Raw genomic sequence first — 15,174 nt, 5'->3', positions numbered from 1 at the left:
CGCCGCCTCCAACCTGAACCGAAGCTTTGACGGTCACATGCCGGGCTCCGCAAAGAGCCCGGCAGCGGCTTCCTTTTTTCAAGGGCGCGGCTTCATTTGCAGGGATTGAGACGTTGAAAGCACTTGCCATCATCAGGACTGCAGAGCGGGTTGCGGCGGTATCCATCTTTCTGACCATGGTCGCGCTCTATTCTGCAAATGTGCTGGCCCGACAGGTCGGTGGCACCTTTGCCTCCGAGTTTGCCTGGGTCGAGGAAGCCGTGCGGCTGATGAGCCTCTTCCTTGTCTTTCTCACGGTTGGTCTCGCGCTTGAAAAGGGACGCCACGCCGGTGTGCACACCTGGCGCGACCGCATTGCGCGGGCGACCGGGCTGCCGCTCAGAAAGGTCATCGATGCGGTCGGCTTCGTGTTTTGCATCTATCTTGTCTGGCTCGGCTACCAGATGACCGCCTTCGTTTACGGCATGGGCCAGAAGAGCCCGACGCTGAACATTCCGGTCTTCTGGATCTATCTCGCGCCCACCATCGGTTTTGCGCTCATGGCGCTGCGCTTCGCGCTCAGCTTTTTCGGCCGCATCGATCGTTTCGCCGGTCAGGCATCGGAGGAACAATGATCCTTTTCGCACTCGTCATCATCGTTGCGGTCCTGCTGCTGGTCCTCGGTTTCGAGATGTTTCTCGTGCTGGGCGTGCCGGCGCTCATGATCAAGGAATTTTTCTACGGAAACCTGCCAGACCCGGTGGTCGTGCAGAAGATTCTGGGCGGCATCAACCACACGACGCTTCTGGCCATTCCCTTCTTCATTCTCGCGGCCGAGCTGATGGGCGAGGGACAGATCGCGCGTCGCCTCACCGGCCTGGTCAAGGTGCTGGTCGGCCATCTGCGCGGCGGCATGGGCTACACCACCATTGGCGGCTCCATGGCGTTCGGTTCGGTCTCCGGCTCCGCTCCCGCCACCGTCGCAGCCATGGCGCGCATGGTCTATCCGGAAATGCGCAAGGCCGGTTTCAGCGACAAATTCTCGCTCGGTCTCATCGTTTCAAGCGCCGAGACGGCGCTGCTCATTCCGCCATCCATCACCTTCATCATCTATGGCTGGATGACAGGCACTTCCGTTGCCAAGCTCTTCGTCGGCGGTCTGGCCGTCGGACTGGTGCTTGGCCTTGCCTTCGCTATCATGGCGGCGCTTGAAGCGCGCCGCTCCGGCGTCGAGCGCGGCCCACGCACGAGCTGGAAAGAGCGCGTCATCGCGATCCGCGAGGCGGGGTGGGCGCTCGGCATGCCGATCATCATTCTGGGCGGCATTTACAGCGGCTATTTCACACCCACCGAGGCCGCGGCGGCCAGTGTCGTCTACGCCATTTTCGTGGAAGGCGTGATCTTCCGCGAGCTGACCTTCCGCAAGCTTTTTGCCGTCACGGAGCGTGCGGCCATTTCCACAGCCATCATCTTCGTTCTTCTGGCGATGGGTGGGCTGCTCTCCTATTTCATCACGCTGGCGCAGGTGCCATCGGCGATCACGGCGTTTCTCGACGCAATCCATGCCGGGCCGATCATGTTCCTCCTGATCGTGAACATCAGCTTCCTGATCGCCGGCATGTTCATTGATCCGAATTCGGCGCTTTTGATCCTCGTTCCGCCGCTTTATCCCGTGGCGACGGCGCTCGGCATCGATCCGGTTCATTTCGGCATGATCGTCACGCTGAACATTTCGATCGGCATGATCACGCCGCCCTTCGGGCTCGACATTTTCGTGGCGTCCTCGACGCTCTCCAAGCCGGTTCTGACGATCATTTCGGGCCTGTGGCCCTTCATCATCGCGAACCTCATCGTGCTGGCGATCATCACCTATGTGCCCGACATTTCCACCTTCCTGCCACGCCTCGTGTTCGGATGACGGAAATGCCAGAAAGGATTGAAACGATGGACGATGTGCCGTCAATCAAGGCTTTCGAGCTGCCGCTCTCGGTCAAGAGCAACGAGCCGGTCAATGGCGAATACCGTCTACTGGTTCTCGCGGCACCGCACGACATTCTGAAGCGCTGCCGGGCAGGGCAGTTCTTTCATCTCCTGTGCCCGCAGGCGGGTGGCGAAACGCCCTATCTGCGCCGGCCCATGAGCATTTACGGCTTCTATCCCGAGAAGGGAGAGCTGCATTTCCTCTACAAGGTAACGGGTGCGGGCACCCGTGCGCTGGCCTCGCTGGCGCTCGGCGACAGGCTTAATGTTCTCGGCCCTCTCGGCGAGCCCTTCACCATTGCTGATGACTGGCAGGATCTTGTGCTGGTGGCGCGCGGCGTGGGCCTTGCCACGCTTGCCCCGCTGGCGCTCGAGGCCAACCGTCTTGGCCGCAGGCTCACCGCGATCTGCAGCGCGCGTCATCCCGACTATCTGATGTCGACGGATTATTTTGCGTCGCTCGGCGCGGATGTGGTCACGCTGACCGACGCGGAAGGCACGTCCGATCTCGACAATCTGGAAAACGTCATCGAGGGGCTGATCGCGGACGGGCGCGCCGACGCATTCTACACTTGCGGGTCCAACCGCATGCTCAGGCTGTTGCAGACCATCGGCGAACGCCACGGCATTCCCGGCCAGATCGCGCTGGAACAGCAGATGGCCTGCGGCATCGGCATGTGCCATTGCTGCGTGCGCCCGTTCAATCGCGGCGACCGGCAGGTGCATCTGCGCGTGTGCCGCGAAGGCCCCGTCTTCGACATGATGGAGGCGATTGCATGGTAGATCTTTCGGTCGATATTTCCGGGCTCAAGCTCAAGAACCCGATCATGCCGGCATCCGGCACCTTCTCCGAGGATCTCGCGGAGGTGTTCGATCTCGACCGGCTTGGCGCGCATGTGACCAAGACGATCACCCGTGGCTGGCGCGACGGCAATCCGACGCCGCGCGTCTGCGAGGTGAACGGATCGATGCTCAACTCGATCGGCATTCCGAGCAAGGGCGTGGGTGCCTTCATCGAGAAGGTGGTGCCTTTCTATGCCCATTACGAGACACCGCTGGTCGTCTCCATTTCGGGCAACACGGCGGATGAATTCGCAACGCTGTGTTCCGAGGTCAGCGTGCCCGGCGTCGCGGCCATCGAGGTCAACATCTCGTGCCCAAACATCGAGGAAGACGGCAAGGCGTTCGCCATCCGCCCGTCTTCCACCCATGACGTAATGCGCAAGCTGCGCGCGGCGACCGACCTGCCGCTCTGGGCCAAGCTCACACCCAACACGGGCGAGACCTCTGAAGTGGCGCGCGCCGCGGAAGAGGCTGGCGCCGATGCGCTGGTGGTGGCCAACACCATCCTCTCCATGGCCATCGACATCAATACGCGCCGGCCCAAGCTTGGCAATCTGATGGGTGGCCTGTCGGGCCCCAGCCTGAAGCCCATCGCTCTGCGCATGGCCTATCAGTGTGCGCGGGCGACGAGCATTCCCGTCATCGGCTGCGGCGGCATTTCCACCGTGGAAGACGTGATCGAATATCTGATCGCCGGGGCATCCGCCGTTCAGGTCGGCACGGCCACCTTCATTCACCCGACGATCATGCTGTCGCTGATCGATGGTCTGGAAGACTGGCTTTCCAACCAGGGGCTTTCCTCGGTGAAAGACCTGATCGGCTCTGTCATCGATGGCGAGCAGGATGAGGCGGTCGTCTTCATGGAAGCAGCGCCATGAACGCCCAGCCCGCTCCTTTTGCCGATGTCCGGGCGCAGGATCACGCGCTGGCTGCGCGGCTGTTCGATGATGTTGCGCGCCTGTCGCCCGATGTGGAAGGCGTCAGCCGCCCGGCCTTTTCCGAGGTCGAGACGCGGACGCTGAAATATCTTGAAGACGTAGCGAAGGCCGAGGGGCTGGCGGTCTGGTACGATGCAGGCTGCAACGCGCTTTTCTCGCTGCCGGAGGACCGCGATGCCGAGCGTGTCGTCGTCGTCGGCTCCCATGTCGACAGCGTACCTTTCGGCGGAAACTTCGACGGGCTCGCCGGTGTCGTCGCGGGGCTCATCTGCCTGATCCGCGCTCGGCGCGAGGGGCGCCGCTTTGCAAAACCGGTGCATGTGCTCGCAATGCGTGGCGAGGAAAGCGCCTGGTTCGGCCCGTGCTATATCGGCTCGAAGGTGCTGACCGGAACGCTTTCAAAGCGCGAGCTTGAAGAAACCCACAAGGGTGATGGCCGCACGCTGGAAGCGCATATGGCCGATATCGGCCTGCCCGTGGAGAAAATCCGTGCGCAAAAGCCGCTCATGGATGTCAGCCGGATGGAGGCCTATCTCGAACTTCACATCGAGCAGGGGCCGCTCCTGATCGGCAAGAACATTCCGGCGGCCGCCGTCTCGGGCATTCGCGGCAATATCCGCTACCGCTCGATCACCTGCCACGGCGAGGCCGGCCATTCCGGCGCGGTGCCCAAGGCCTACCGGCGCGATCCCGTTCTCGCCATGGCCGATCTTCTGGTGCGGCTCGACGAAAGCTGGACGACGATCCTCAACAAGGGTGACGATCTGGTGCTCACAAGCGGCATCGTGGCGACAGATCCGGAAAAACACGCCATGTCGCGCATTCCCGACCGAGTGTCCTTCAGCCTCGACATGCGCAGCCAGAAGCCGGAAACGCTGGACGACATGCGGGCGCTTCTGAAGAGCGAGATCAAGGAGATCGAGCGCGACCGGCGGGTGCGTTTCGAGCTTGGCGAAGAGCTCCGTGTGGAACCGGCGCTGTGCGACAGGGGGCTCGTCGCCGGCCTTGAAGAGGCCATGCGCCAGGTCGGACAGGAGCCTTTCGTCATGCCGAGCGGCGGCGGGCACGACGCAGCCGTGTTCGCTGCCGCCGGCGTTCCCTCCGCGATGGTGTTCGTGCGCAACCGGAATGGCTCGCACAATCCGCAGGAAGCGATGGAAATCGACGATTTCCTTGCCGGCGTGGACATCCTTTCGGCTTTTCTTGAGAGGGCGGAGTGATGGTGCGTTTTCTACCGGAAACGAATCTCCTCATTCCCGGGCTGGTTCAGGCAGGAGATAGCTGTTAGCGAAAAGGCCCGAACAACGAACAGGACCACGACATGTTCTCCAACACCTTTCCCGACCGGACTGCCATTTCTCAAATGGTCGCCCGCATGCTTCTGGAGATCGAGGCGGTGCATTTTCGCGCCGAGCAGCCGTTCACGTTCACGTCTGGTCTTGCAAGTCCGGTCTATATCGATTGCCGCAAGCTGATATCCTATCCGCGCGTTCGCGCCGGGATCATGGATTTCGCGGCCTCGGTCATCTTCCGCAATGTCGGTTTCGAGCAGTTCGATGCGGTGGCGGGTGGCGAGACGGCGGGCATTCCCTTTGCCGCCTGGCTTGCCGAGCGCATGGGATTGCCCATGCAATATGTGCGCAAGAAGCCGAAAGGCTTTGGCCGCGATGCGCAGATCGAGGGCGCGCTGAGCGAAGGCGCGCGTGTGCTTCTGGTCGAGGACCTGACCACCGATGGCGGCAGCAAGATCAAGTTTGCCGAGGCCGTGGCGCGAACCGGCGCGCAGGTCACCGACACGTTCGCTGTCTTCTACTATGATATCTTCCCCGACACGCCGAAGCGGCTTGAAGCCGCCGGCATGCGCCTGCATCATCTGGCCACCTGGTGGGATGTGCTCGCTGTCTGCAAGGAAGAAAACCGCTTTTCGCCGGAAACGATCGCTGAGGTCGAAAAATTCCTGAATGCGCCAACCGAATGGTCGGCGAACCATGGCGGCATCTCAGAACTGCCGCAGTAAATCCCAAAGGACCTGGATCATGTTTGATACGTTTTTGAAGGATCTGAACGAGCAGGGCGGAAGCGTTCGCGCCTATGAAGGCTGCGCGGTCAAGGCCCATGCCCGCATCACCAGCGAGCCGGAAAACGCCGCTGCCCTTCTGCTCATCGCCTACGCCGCCCAGCGCTTTGTGGAGGCCTATGACGACCAGCCGCTCACCATGACGGCGGCGGACGAAGAGTTGGAGCTCTTCACCGAGATCGTCAACACGCTCGATGCCGCCTACAAGGAGGGGTCCGAGGCTGAAAAGCTTTCCGCCCTCAACAAGGCTTCGGCGCGCCTCGCTGCGACGATCAAAGCCGGATAACAGGCTTCAAACCACTGGCATGTACGCGCTCGCCGGATATCTCCGGCGAGCGATTTCGTTGCGCGCCGGTTTCGACCAAATAGCCGTTTCCTTTCCTCCACGCATGCGATAGCGTCGCGCCCGAATTCGCATGGGAGCCGGGTTTGCATCTGTATTTGAGGTTTTGCGCCGTGCTGGATCGGCTGGCGACGGCGTTTTGTGTCATTGCCTGCCTGGCCCTGACGGCCAGCGTGCTTGCCATCGTGGTGATGCGCTATGGTTTCGGCATCGGCTTCATCGAGCTGCAGGATTTCGCGTCCTACACATTTGCCGTGCTTCTGATCTTCTCCGTGCCTGTCTGTCTTCGCAGGGGCGGGCATGTGCGCGTTGAGGTTCTTTCTGAGAATCTTTCGCCCACCTACGCGCGTATCGCGGATGCGGTTGCGGTGCTCCTGTTTCTCATACCGGTGTTCGGGCTGATCATCTGGGCCGACTGGGCGGACCTTGCCTACTCCTGGTCCATCCGCGAGGCTTCGGTTGAAACGGGCGGGCTTCCGGGGCTGTTCATCGTCAAGACGGCCCTGCCGCTCGGGGCCGCGATGATGATCCTGCAGGGGATCGCCATGGTGCTCGCGCCGGACGCACAACGCACCGCCGAAGACGAGCCGGCCCTATGACCCTTTCCGAACTGTTTCTGTGTTTGATGCTGGTCGGGCTGTTCGCCGGCATTCTGAGTGGCATTCCGGCCATGCTCGCCATTGCCGGTGTGCCCTTTGTCGTCGCGGTCATTGCCAGCCTCTTCGGCGCGTTCGATCTGTCTTTTCTGGATTTCTTTCCAAGCCGCGTCTGGGGCGTGATGAGCAACACGCTTTTGATGTCGGTGCCGCTCTTCATCCTCATGGGCGTGGTGCTGGAGCGGTCGCAGCTTGCCGAGCGCATGCTCGAGGTCCTGCGCGAGATGCTTGGCGCATCGCCGCGCGGCCTTGCCCTTTCCGTGCTGCTCTTTAGCGCGCTCATAGCGGCATCCACCGGCATTGTCGGTGCGACGGTCGTCATGCTGGGCCTCGTCAGTCTCCCCGCCATGCTGCAGGCGGGGGTTTCGCCGCGCGTGTCGAGCGGCATCATCTGTGCCAGCGGCACGCTGGGTCAGATCATCCCGCCTTCCATCCTGCTCGTGCTTCTGGGCGATCAGATCGGCAACACCTATCTGGAAGCGCAGCAGAAGGCCGGAAATTTCGCCCCCGACGCCGTTTCCGTGGGCGATCTCTTCGCAGGGGCTATCCTGCCCGGACTGCTGCTTGTCGGCCTCTATGGTGTCTATATTCTTTTCACGCTGCGTGGTGCCCACGGAGCCGTTGAGAATACCAGCCGCAGGCGGGTTCCGCTGAGCCGTATCCTGGGCGTTTTTCTGCCGCCGCTCCTGCTAATTCTGGCAGTGCTGGGGTCCATTCTCGGCGGGGTAGCCACCACAACGGAGGCGGCGGGACTGGGTGCCGTGGGCACGATCCTGCTCGCTGGTTACACACGCGGCGGTGTTGGCCGCGCCGGGCGGGGCGTCATCCTCTCTGCCGTTGTCGCGGGAGGCGTTCTGGTGTTTCTGCGCGCTTTCGGGTTTGTGCCGCCATCCGGGCTAGGCACTCCGGCCGGCTTCGTTGCGCTCCTTGCTGCCGCGCTGATCGCCGCAGGCGTCGCCTTTTCCGGCTGGCGGCTGATGCGTACGGATATTCTCGTTCCCGCCGTCATCGATACGCTGCGCATCTCCGGCATGGTGTTCGGCATCGTCATCGCCGCCTCCATGCTGTCGCTGGTGTTTCGCGGTTTTGGCGGCGATGAGCTGGTGGCCGGTTTTCTGGAGCAGGTGCCGGGCGGCAAGTGGGGCGCGCTTGCGCTGGTCATGGTGGTGGTCTTCTTCCTCGGTTTCATCCTCGAGGCCGTGGAGATCATCTACATCGTTGTGCCGCTGCTCGGCGCGCCCATTCTGGCCACGGATTTCTCGCCCGTCTGGTTCGCAGTCCTGCTCGCCATGAACCTGCAGACCTCGTTTCTGACGCCGCCCTTCGGCTTTGCGCTTTTCTATTACCGCTCGGTTGCGCCGCGCAGCATCACGACGATGGAGATTTACCGCTCGGTGATTCCGTTCGTGGCCATACAGCTTGTCGCTCTGGCGCTTCTCATCACATTCCCGGCTGTGGTTACATGGCTGCCGGACATGCTCTTCAGATAGTCGTTGTTCAGGAGGAAACCCGACATGAAACGCAGAACATTCCTTACGGCTGGTGCCGGCGCCACGGCTGCGGCGCTCGCCACCCCGGCCATTGCGCAGGGCAAGATCGAGTGGAACCTGCCCACCAGCTTTCCCAAGAATGCGCCGGGCGTGGGCACGAATGTCACCGGCTTTGCCGAGAAGGTGGCTGCCATGTCCGATGGCCGGCTGAGCTTCAAGGTCTTCGGCGGCGGCGAGCTGGTGCCGCCGTTCGGTGTTGAAGATGCCGTGCAGCAGGGCAAGGCCCCGGTCGGGCACAACCCGCCCTATTATGCCGCCGGCAAGAACCCGTCGCTGCACTGGTTCACCGCGGTGCCCTTCGGCATGACGGCAGCCGAGCATTATGCATGGCTGCGCTATGGCGGCGGTCAGGAGCTGTGGGACGACATCTACGCCCAGCGCAACCTGAAGCCGCTCTATTCCGGTAATTCCAACACGCAAAGTGCAGGCTGGTTCAAGTCCGAGATCAAGTCGCTAGACGACCTCAAGGGTCTCAACATGCGAATTGCGGGTCTCGGTGGCGAGATGTACCGCAAGCTCGGCGTCAACGCCGTTCTGATGCCCCCGCCGGAAATCTTCCAGGCGTTGCAATCGGGTGCGCTTGACGCGGCTGAATGGGTCGGGCCGTTCCTCGATCAGGCGTTCGGCCTCCAGAAGATCACCAAGAACTGCTACCTGCCGGCCTATAACGAGCCGAGTGCGGCGCTTGCCATCGTCTTCAACAAGGACGCATGGGCCGAGCTTTCGCCCGACCTGCAGGCGATCTGTGAGGCGGCGGCTCTTGCCGCAAGCCAGGAAGCGCTTGCCCAGTTCGATTATCACAATGCCCGCGCCATGGCCGCGCTCGAAGCCGAGGGCGTCATCTTCCGCGATGTGCCGGACGATGTGGCCGAAGGGCTCAAGAAGGCATGGGAAGAGGTTCGTGACGAACTGACCGCCCAGAGCGAAGACGTTGCCCGTGTGCGCGAGAGCTATGACACCTTCCTGGCGGAAAGCGTGAAATACGCCAACGCCATGAACATGCCGCTGCTCAAGCGGCGCTAAGAGAAGCAAGTTCCGCAGTGGGCGGTGCCGCCCACTGTGGTCCGGCTGCCGCATTCGTCGCAGTGACACGGTTGCGGAAATGTGGCACCACACGCCCATGAAGCTGATGCGTGACATGTTGAAGGATCGCCTTGCGACTGGCCTGATTGCCGGTCTTCTGGCCTATTTCCTCATCATGCAGGGTTTTGCCGCCGCCTTCGCCCAGGGTGCGATGGCAGGCACTGGCGGCATCCCCGGTTTCATTATCTGTACGCCGAGCGGCATTGGCCTCGCCGAAAGCGATGGGTCTGCGCCGGCGCGCAGCGCGCATGACTGTTGCACCGCGCTTTGTCAGGCAGGCTGTGCCGTATCGCCGGCCCTGCCGGGTGAACATGCGGGGCTAGACTGTGCCGCCCGTGATGTTTTATCCATTGCGCGCCTGCCCGGTGCGCTAGTTCTTCATCCTGTTGCGCTTGGCATTCTTGCAGAGGCGCGCGCGCCACCGGTTTTCTCCATCTGACGCATTGAATCATGAAAACGTCCACGGGTGACCGTGGCCGGTATCTGCGCTTATGGAGACAAGACATGCGCTTTTTGACCCGTACCCTTGCGGCTGCAATGCTGTTCATTGCCGCCCCCGCAATCGCTGGCGACTACACGCTCGGCAAACTGGAGCTCGACCAGCCCTGGACCCGTGCGACACCGCCGGGTGCCAAAGCCGCTGGCGGCTTCGTTACCATCGTCAATGGCGGCGAAGAAGACGACCGGTTGGTCAGCGCCGAGGCCGCTTTTGCGGGTCGCGTGGAACTGCACACGATGGACATGACCGATGGTGTCATGAAGATGCGTCATCTGCCCGATGGCATTCCGGTGTCGGCGGGCGAGACGGTCAGTCTCGCACCGGGCGGCCTGCATGTGATGTTCATGGAGCTGAAGAAGCCGATTGCCGAGGGAGCGCAGGTTTCCGTCACGCTCACCTTCGAGAAGGCGGGCTCAATCGAGGTGGAGATGTCTGTGGCGAAACCGGGCGCACCTGCCCCTGAAGGCCACAGCGCCATGCATGGCGAGAGCAAGAACTGATGTCTCGCCGCTCGCTCTCGATTTTGGCCGGCGCGGTTCTCGCGCTGGTCCTTGCCATCGTGGCTGTGGCGACGATGAACATCACCCCCGGCGGCAGGGCTGGCGGGGGAACCGGCACTGCCGATATCGGCGGTGCGTTCACGCTCACCGGAGAGGACGGAGAGACCGTCACCGAAGCTGATTTCCTCGGCAAACCGACCGCGATTTTCTTTGGCTTCACCTTCTGCCCGGATGTGTGTCCGACCACGCTTTTCGAGCTGTCAGGCCTGATCGAGGCGTTGGGCCCCGACGCAGATAAGCTGAATTATGCGTTCGTTTCGGTCGATTGGGAAAGGGACGGACCCGAGGACCTTGCCCGCTACACATCAAGCTTTGACGATCGGATCCGGGGGTTGGCCGGCACCGAGCAGCAGATCGAGGCGATCACCAGGGCTTATCGCGTCTACTATCGGAAAGTTCCAACGGACGATGGCGACTACACGATCGATCATACGGCATCGGTCTATCTGATGGACGCGGAAGGCGGCTTCGTTGGCACACTGTCCTATGGCGAGGCGCACGATTCCATGCTGGAAAAGCTGAAGCGTCTGGCAACGCAGAGCTGAGGAGGGGGAATATGAGCAACACCGATACACAGGCGCTTCCCGGCCTGCCGACGCACGAGGCGACCGGCAAGACGCTGAGGCGCAAACTCTATCTGGCGGCATGGCGCTGGCATTTCTATGCCGGTCTCTACGTGGCGCCTTTCCTGGCGATGCTCGCCATTACCGGGCTGATCATGCTCTGGGTGAGTGCCATAGACGGTCGTGATGGCGAAAAGATTGGCGTGACGCCGCAGGGTGCGCAGACCAGCATTCTTGCACAAGCCTCCGCCGCGCAGACAGCGCTGCACGAAGGCCATGTGGTCGAATATATCGCGCCGACCGCAGCCGACCGCGCCGCCGTTTTCCGTGTCGATAGCGGAGGTCAGGCAAAGATGGTTGCCGTCGACCCCTACACAGCCGAGGTACTGGACATCTGGAACAGGCAGGCGGGCTGGTACGACTTCGCATCCGACATTCACGGAACGCTGCTGATCGGCGATCTGGGTGACCGGTTGATCGAAATAGCCGCCGGTTTCGGTATCGTCCTGATCGTGACCGGGCTTTATCTGTGGTGGCCGCGTGACGGGCAAGGGCCTGGCAAGGCGCTTCGCCCCGATTTCGGTGCGCGGGGCCGGTCCTTCTGGAAGTCGCTGCACAAGACCACCGGGCTCTATGTCGCGGCGCTCCTCCTGATCTTTCTCATCAGCGGCCTGTCCTGGGCTGGCGTCTGGGGAGAAAAATTCGTCCAGGCATGGAGCACCTTCCCGGCGGAGAAATGGGACAATGTGCCCCTTTCCGACAAGACGCATGCATCGCTCAATCATGGAGCGACCAAGGATGTGCCCTGGGCGCTGGAGCAGACGCCGCTTCCCGCGTCGGGATCTGATGCAGGCCGTGCCGGACTGCCGGCTTCCGGCCCGTTCAATCTCGATGAGATTGTCGCGTTCGGGCGCAGCCTTGGCTATGAAGGGCGCTTCCGTGTCGCCACGCCGCGCGGCGATACGGGCGTGTGGACGCTTGCTCAGGATTCCATGAGCAACGATTCCACCGACCCTGCGTCCGACAGGACGGTGCATATCGACCAGTACACTGGCAACATTCTCGCGGATGTGGGCTTCGCCGACTATTCGCCGGCGGGCAAGGCGATGGCCGTTGGCATTGCCTTCCACGAAGGCGATATGGGGCTGTGGAACCTCGCGCTGAACACGGTTTTCTGCCTGTCCGTTATCTTCCTGTCGGTCAGCGGCCTGGTCATGTGGTGGATGCGCCGGCCCTCGCGCGCGCTGCGGCTTGCTGCTCCGCCGTTGCCGGCCAACCTTCCCCTGTGGAAAGGGGCGGTGGTGGTGATGCTTCTGGTGTCGCTGCTGTTTCCATTGGTGGGCATCACGCTGCTGGCGCTTCTTGCGTTGGATGTGCTGGTGATCCAGCGTTTCAAACCCCTTGCACGCCTTCTTGCCTAACGCGTTGTTTGAAAGTGGTATCGCCGGACGGCGCTTTCCGATTGAGCGCCGCCCGCTCTCGTCCTATGATCGGCTCGAATGGAGAGTGCGATGCAAAGCGAAAAACCCCCGAGAGTTTCGTCTCTGATCAACAAGGTGCTGGCCAATGCGCCGCAGCCGAACGACATCCGCCTTCTCGCGCAGCGCCTGCATGACCATGCGCTGGAGCCTCGCTCGACACCTGAGGAGACGCAGGCGCTTGTGGCGGATCTGGGATACGCGACGATCGCGGCGTTTTGCGAGGCTGCCGGTCTGCCCGCACATCTCGCTGATCGTTGGGAGCGTTTCGGCATTTCCGGCGAGATGCGGCAGGTGCTTTTGCTTTTGGCTGCCCAGCGCCGCGCCATGGTTGAGGCCGTGCGTGAATTCGAAGCCATAACGCATGTGGGGCTTGACGACTTCATGCGTGAGCGCGGCCTGATCTGACCATCTGTCAGATATTCAAAGCCCGTCGTCTTCCGCACGGTTGAGCAGCATTTGCGCTGTCGCTGCATCGGTGATGAGCGCGGCTGCGGAAACCGTGCGCAGGGCAGCAAGAATAGCGGAGACCTTCTGTTCCCCGCCTGCGGCGAGAATTACATGGGGAATACGCGCCACCGTATCCAGATCTATGGCCATGATACGCTGGTTGACCTCGTGGTCGACCATCTGTCCTGCTGCATCCACGAAATAGCACAGAATGTTCGCCACCGCGCCTTTGTCGCGCAGAGGTTCGATCAGTGCTTTGGGCACGATGCCATGCCGGAAGATGGTCGCCTCCGGTGAAATCGCGCCCACGGTCAGAAGCGCCATGTCTGCCTTGGCAGCTCGCTCGCGCACATCGCGCAGCGATGGTTGCTCCCAGAGACGTTCGCGCAGGTCTGGATCGTCCACCACCACCGGTGCACTGATCTGGTAGCTGTCCACCTTGAAGCGTTCGGCCACTTTGGTCGCAACGATGGATGGGTTGATCCATTGCGAATGTGGCAGGCTGCCCACAAGGCCGATGACGGTCGAGCCTGTCAAATCGCGCTGAGCCATGAAGCTCAGGCTTGAATGCAGCGTGGCGCCGCCGCCAATGGCGAGCGTCATGCCAGGCTTCATCTGCTCTTCAAGGTAGCGCGCCACGGCATGCCCGATCGCGCGCTCCAGGTTGTCTTCCTCTTCAGGGGCAGGCACCACAATCGCGCTTTGCAGACCCCAGCGCTTTTCCAGTTTTCGCTCGAGCGCCACCTGCTCGGCGGTCTCGGCATTGATGGTGGTCACCACCATATGGCTTTCGGCACTGGCCGCGAGCGCACGCATGACCTTCATGCGGCTCACATTGAGCAGGCTGGCAATCTTCTCCTGCGTCAGGCCTTCCACATGATAGAGCCAGGCCATCTTCACATTGAGATCGGCGGAAGACAGCGTCGGCTCGTCTGCCGGCTTTTTTTTGCTTTTTCGCGGCACGGCGGTGATTCCCTCTCTCATCGCGCAATGGTTTTAGCACAAGGCAGTTTCACGCGTGGTCCATTTGAACGGCAAAAATGCGAAATTTTATTGCGTTCTTTTGTTATTGACGAAAAACATATGTTCATATTCAATATAGGGGCGCTTTTGTTACAAGCCTGTCATATTGCGCATGCAGGGGAGGAGCTCCGGTGCAAATGCCCGGAGATGCAAACAGAGGAGTTATCCCATGGGACGCCAGTCCACGATCCGTTCGGTTGCGCTCGCAGCCGTACTGCTCACATCCACAGCCGCTTTCGCTGAGAACCTCGTTCTTTACACCTCGCAGCCCGACGCTGACGCCGCCGAAACGGTTGACGCCTTCAAGGCCGCCAATCCCGGCGTCGAGGTTGAGATCTTCCGTTCCGGCACCAGCGATCTCATGACCAAGCTGGCCGCAGAGTTTGCCGCTGGCAGCCCGCAGCCGGACGTGCTTCTGATCGCCGATGCAGTCAGCATGGAAACGCTCAAGAAGGACGGCCACCTGATGGCCTATCCGGAAGCCAATGTGGAAGGCTTCGAGGAAGCCGCCTATGACGCCGAGAAGACCTATTTCGGCTCCAAGCTCATCACCACCGGCATCGCCTACAACACGGCAGCGGCCGAAAAGCCGGAGCATTGGTCCGATCTGACGGGCGAGGCCTACAAGGACCTCACCATCATGCCGAGCCCGCTCTATTCAGGTGCTGCAGCCTATCTCCTGTCCGCATTCGTCAACCGCGACGACCTCGGCTGGGACTATTTTGAGAAGCTGAAGGAGAACGGTCACGTGGCCGTGCGCGGCAATGGCGCTGTTCTGAAGTCCGTTGCAAGCGGTGAGAAGGCCTATGGCATGCTCGTCGACTTCATGGCCATGAATGCCAAGAAGGACGGCTCGCCCATCGAGTTCGTGTTCCCCGAGGAAGGCGTGACTGCCGTCACCGAGCCGGTCGCCATCATGTCGACCGCAAAGAACCCGGACGTGGCCAAGAAGTTCGTTGATTTCATTCTCTCCGACGATGGTCAGAAGCTGGCGCTCAAGCAGGGCTACCTGCCGGCGAAGCCTTCTGTCGGTTCGCCCGACTGGTTGCCCGAGGGCACCAAGATCAACGTCATGAGCGTTGACGTGAAGAAGGTTGTCGATGAGATCGCCGACAACAAGGAGAAATTCTCCTCCATGTTCGGCGGCTAGGG

Annotated in this window: 17 protein-coding genes; 16 read left to right on the top strand and 1 reads right to left on the bottom strand. The window is 61.6% G+C overall.

Features of this window, described 5'->3' with window-relative positions; translation table 11 throughout:
- The first annotated feature begins 113 nt into the window (after positions 1 to 113).
- The 15 genes from AC2CHD_RS18160 to AC2CHD_RS18090 all read left to right on the top strand — a co-directional run bounded on the left by AC2CHD_RS18160 (position 114) and on the right by AC2CHD_RS18090 (position 12,957).
- Positions 114 to 614 (top strand): TRAP transporter small permease, encoded by a 501-nt coding sequence (locus AC2CHD_RS18160; RefSeq protein WP_484554781.1) that lies wholly within the window; start codon positions 114 to 116, stop codon positions 612 to 614.
- On the top strand, positions 611 to 1,897 hold the full coding sequence (locus AC2CHD_RS18155; RefSeq protein ID WP_484554780.1) for a TRAP transporter large permease: 1,287 nt from the start codon (positions 611 to 613) through the stop codon (positions 1,895 to 1,897). The genes AC2CHD_RS18160 and AC2CHD_RS18155 overlap by 4 nt, the downstream gene beginning before the upstream one ends.
- Positions 1,898 to 1,902: 5 nt before the next feature.
- Positions 1,903 to 2,742, top strand: coding sequence for a dihydroorotate dehydrogenase electron transfer subunit (locus tag AC2CHD_RS18150; RefSeq protein WP_484554779.1), 840 nt, complete (start codon positions 1,903 to 1,905; stop codon positions 2,740 to 2,742).
- Positions 2,736 to 3,680 (top strand): dihydroorotate dehydrogenase, encoded by a 945-nt coding sequence (locus tag AC2CHD_RS18145; protein ID WP_484554778.1) that lies wholly within the window; start codon positions 2,736 to 2,738, stop codon positions 3,678 to 3,680. The genes AC2CHD_RS18150 and AC2CHD_RS18145 overlap by 7 nt, the downstream gene beginning before the upstream one ends.
- Positions 3,677 to 4,960: a hydantoinase/carbamoylase family amidase gene (locus tag AC2CHD_RS18140; protein ID WP_484554777.1), complete on the top strand. Its 1,284-nt coding sequence runs from the start codon at positions 3,677 to 3,679 to the stop codon at positions 4,958 to 4,960. Before AC2CHD_RS18145 ends, AC2CHD_RS18140 begins: the two co-directional genes overlap by 4 nt.
- A gap of 101 nt (positions 4,961 to 5,061) precedes the next feature.
- Complete coding sequence (locus AC2CHD_RS18135; protein ID WP_484554776.1) at positions 5,062 to 5,757, top strand: orotate phosphoribosyltransferase; 696 nt, start codon at positions 5,062 to 5,064, stop codon at positions 5,755 to 5,757.
- A gap of 19 nt (positions 5,758 to 5,776) precedes the next feature.
- Positions 5,777 to 6,103: a hypothetical protein gene (locus AC2CHD_RS18130; protein WP_484554775.1), complete on the top strand. Its 327-nt coding sequence runs from the start codon at positions 5,777 to 5,779 to the stop codon at positions 6,101 to 6,103.
- 143 nt (positions 6,104 to 6,246) lie between these two features.
- Positions 6,247 to 6,759 (top strand): TRAP transporter small permease subunit, encoded by a 513-nt coding sequence (locus AC2CHD_RS18125; RefSeq protein ID WP_484554774.1) that lies wholly within the window; start codon positions 6,247 to 6,249, stop codon positions 6,757 to 6,759.
- On the top strand, positions 6,756 to 8,306 hold the full coding sequence (locus AC2CHD_RS18120) for a TRAP transporter large permease (RefSeq protein WP_484554773.1): 1,551 nt from the start codon (positions 6,756 to 6,758) through the stop codon (positions 8,304 to 8,306). Before AC2CHD_RS18125 ends, AC2CHD_RS18120 begins: the two co-directional genes overlap by 4 nt.
- A 24-nt stretch (positions 8,307 to 8,330) precedes the next feature.
- Complete coding sequence (locus AC2CHD_RS18115; protein WP_484554772.1) at positions 8,331 to 9,389, top strand: TRAP transporter substrate-binding protein; 1,059 nt, start codon at positions 8,331 to 8,333, stop codon at positions 9,387 to 9,389.
- 97 nt (positions 9,390 to 9,486) lie between these two features.
- The gene (locus AC2CHD_RS18110; protein ID WP_484554771.1) at positions 9,487 to 9,888 is read left to right on the top strand and encodes a hypothetical protein; all 402 of its coding nucleotides are present in this window, start codon (positions 9,487 to 9,489) and stop codon (positions 9,886 to 9,888) included.
- A gap of 65 nt (positions 9,889 to 9,953) precedes the next feature.
- Positions 9,954 to 10,448, top strand: a complete 495-nt coding sequence (locus AC2CHD_RS18105; RefSeq protein ID WP_484554770.1) for a copper chaperone PCu(A)C — start codon at positions 9,954 to 9,956, stop codon at positions 10,446 to 10,448.
- A complete protein-coding gene (locus AC2CHD_RS18100; RefSeq protein ID WP_484554769.1) occupies positions 10,448 to 11,053 on the top strand; it encodes an SCO family protein in 606 nt (201 codons plus the stop codon). Before AC2CHD_RS18105 ends, AC2CHD_RS18100 begins: the two co-directional genes overlap by 1 nt.
- A gap of 11 nt (positions 11,054 to 11,064) precedes the next feature.
- Positions 11,065 to 12,492, top strand: a complete 1,428-nt coding sequence (locus tag AC2CHD_RS18095) for a PepSY-associated TM helix domain-containing protein (RefSeq protein WP_484554768.1) — start codon at positions 11,065 to 11,067, stop codon at positions 12,490 to 12,492.
- Between the two features lie 90 nt (positions 12,493 to 12,582).
- A complete protein-coding gene (locus AC2CHD_RS18090; protein WP_229450664.1) occupies positions 12,583 to 12,957 on the top strand; it encodes a hypothetical protein in 375 nt (124 codons plus the stop codon).
- A gap of 15 nt (positions 12,958 to 12,972) precedes the next feature.
- Here the strand turns inward: AC2CHD_RS18090 and AC2CHD_RS18085 are convergent, their stop codons facing one another.
- Positions 12,973 to 13,983 (bottom strand): sugar-binding transcriptional regulator, encoded by a 1,011-nt coding sequence (locus tag AC2CHD_RS18085; protein WP_484554767.1) that lies wholly within the window; start codon positions 13,981 to 13,983, stop codon positions 12,973 to 12,975.
- Between the two features lie 208 nt (positions 13,984 to 14,191).
- Between AC2CHD_RS18085 and AC2CHD_RS18080 the strand changes: the two genes are divergently transcribed.
- A complete protein-coding gene (locus AC2CHD_RS18080) occupies positions 14,192 to 15,172 on the top strand; it encodes an ABC transporter substrate-binding protein (protein WP_484554766.1) in 981 nt (326 codons plus the stop codon).
- The last annotated feature ends 2 nt before the right edge of the window (positions 15,173 to 15,174 follow it).

Source organism: Nitratireductor sp. ATLC21 (genome assembly GCF_057196525.1).
This window is presented reverse-complemented; position numbering and strand designations above follow the sequence as displayed.

Coding starts and splice junctions, on each gene's coding strand:
- AC2CHD_RS18110 (WP_484554771.1), top strand. CDS start 9,487: ATGAAGCTGATGCGTGACATGTTGAAGGATCGCCTTGCGACTGGCCTG.
- AC2CHD_RS18130 (WP_484554775.1), top strand. CDS start 5,777: ATGTTTGATACGTTTTTGAAGGATCTGAACGAGCAGGGCGGAAGCGTT.
- AC2CHD_RS18100 (WP_484554769.1), top strand. CDS start 10,448: ATGTCTCGCCGCTCGCTCTCGATTTTGGCCGGCGCGGTTCTCGCGCTG.
- AC2CHD_RS18095 (WP_484554768.1), top strand. CDS start 11,065: ATGAGCAACACCGATACACAGGCGCTTCCCGGCCTGCCGACGCACGAG.
- AC2CHD_RS18135 (WP_484554776.1), top strand. CDS start 5,062: ATGTTCTCCAACACCTTTCCCGACCGGACTGCCATTTCTCAAATGGTC.
- AC2CHD_RS18105 (WP_484554770.1), top strand. CDS start 9,954: ATGCGCTTTTTGACCCGTACCCTTGCGGCTGCAATGCTGTTCATTGCC.
- AC2CHD_RS18155 (WP_484554780.1), top strand. CDS start 611: ATGATCCTTTTCGCACTCGTCATCATCGTTGCGGTCCTGCTGCTGGTC.
- AC2CHD_RS18115 (WP_484554772.1), top strand. CDS start 8,331: ATGAAACGCAGAACATTCCTTACGGCTGGTGCCGGCGCCACGGCTGCG.
- AC2CHD_RS18150 (WP_484554779.1), top strand. CDS start 1,903: ATGCCAGAAAGGATTGAAACGATGGACGATGTGCCGTCAATCAAGGCT.
- AC2CHD_RS18140 (WP_484554777.1), top strand. CDS start 3,677: ATGAACGCCCAGCCCGCTCCTTTTGCCGATGTCCGGGCGCAGGATCAC.
- AC2CHD_RS18090 (WP_229450664.1), top strand. CDS start 12,583: ATGCAAAGCGAAAAACCCCCGAGAGTTTCGTCTCTGATCAACAAGGTG.
- AC2CHD_RS18120 (WP_484554773.1), top strand. CDS start 6,756: ATGACCCTTTCCGAACTGTTTCTGTGTTTGATGCTGGTCGGGCTGTTC.
- AC2CHD_RS18145 (WP_484554778.1), top strand. CDS start 2,736: ATGGTAGATCTTTCGGTCGATATTTCCGGGCTCAAGCTCAAGAACCCG.
- AC2CHD_RS18080 (WP_484554766.1), top strand. CDS start 14,192: ATGGGACGCCAGTCCACGATCCGTTCGGTTGCGCTCGCAGCCGTACTG.
- AC2CHD_RS18085 (WP_484554767.1), bottom strand. CDS start 13,983: ATGAGAGAGGGAATCACCGCCGTGCCGCGAAAAAGCAAAAAAAAGCCG.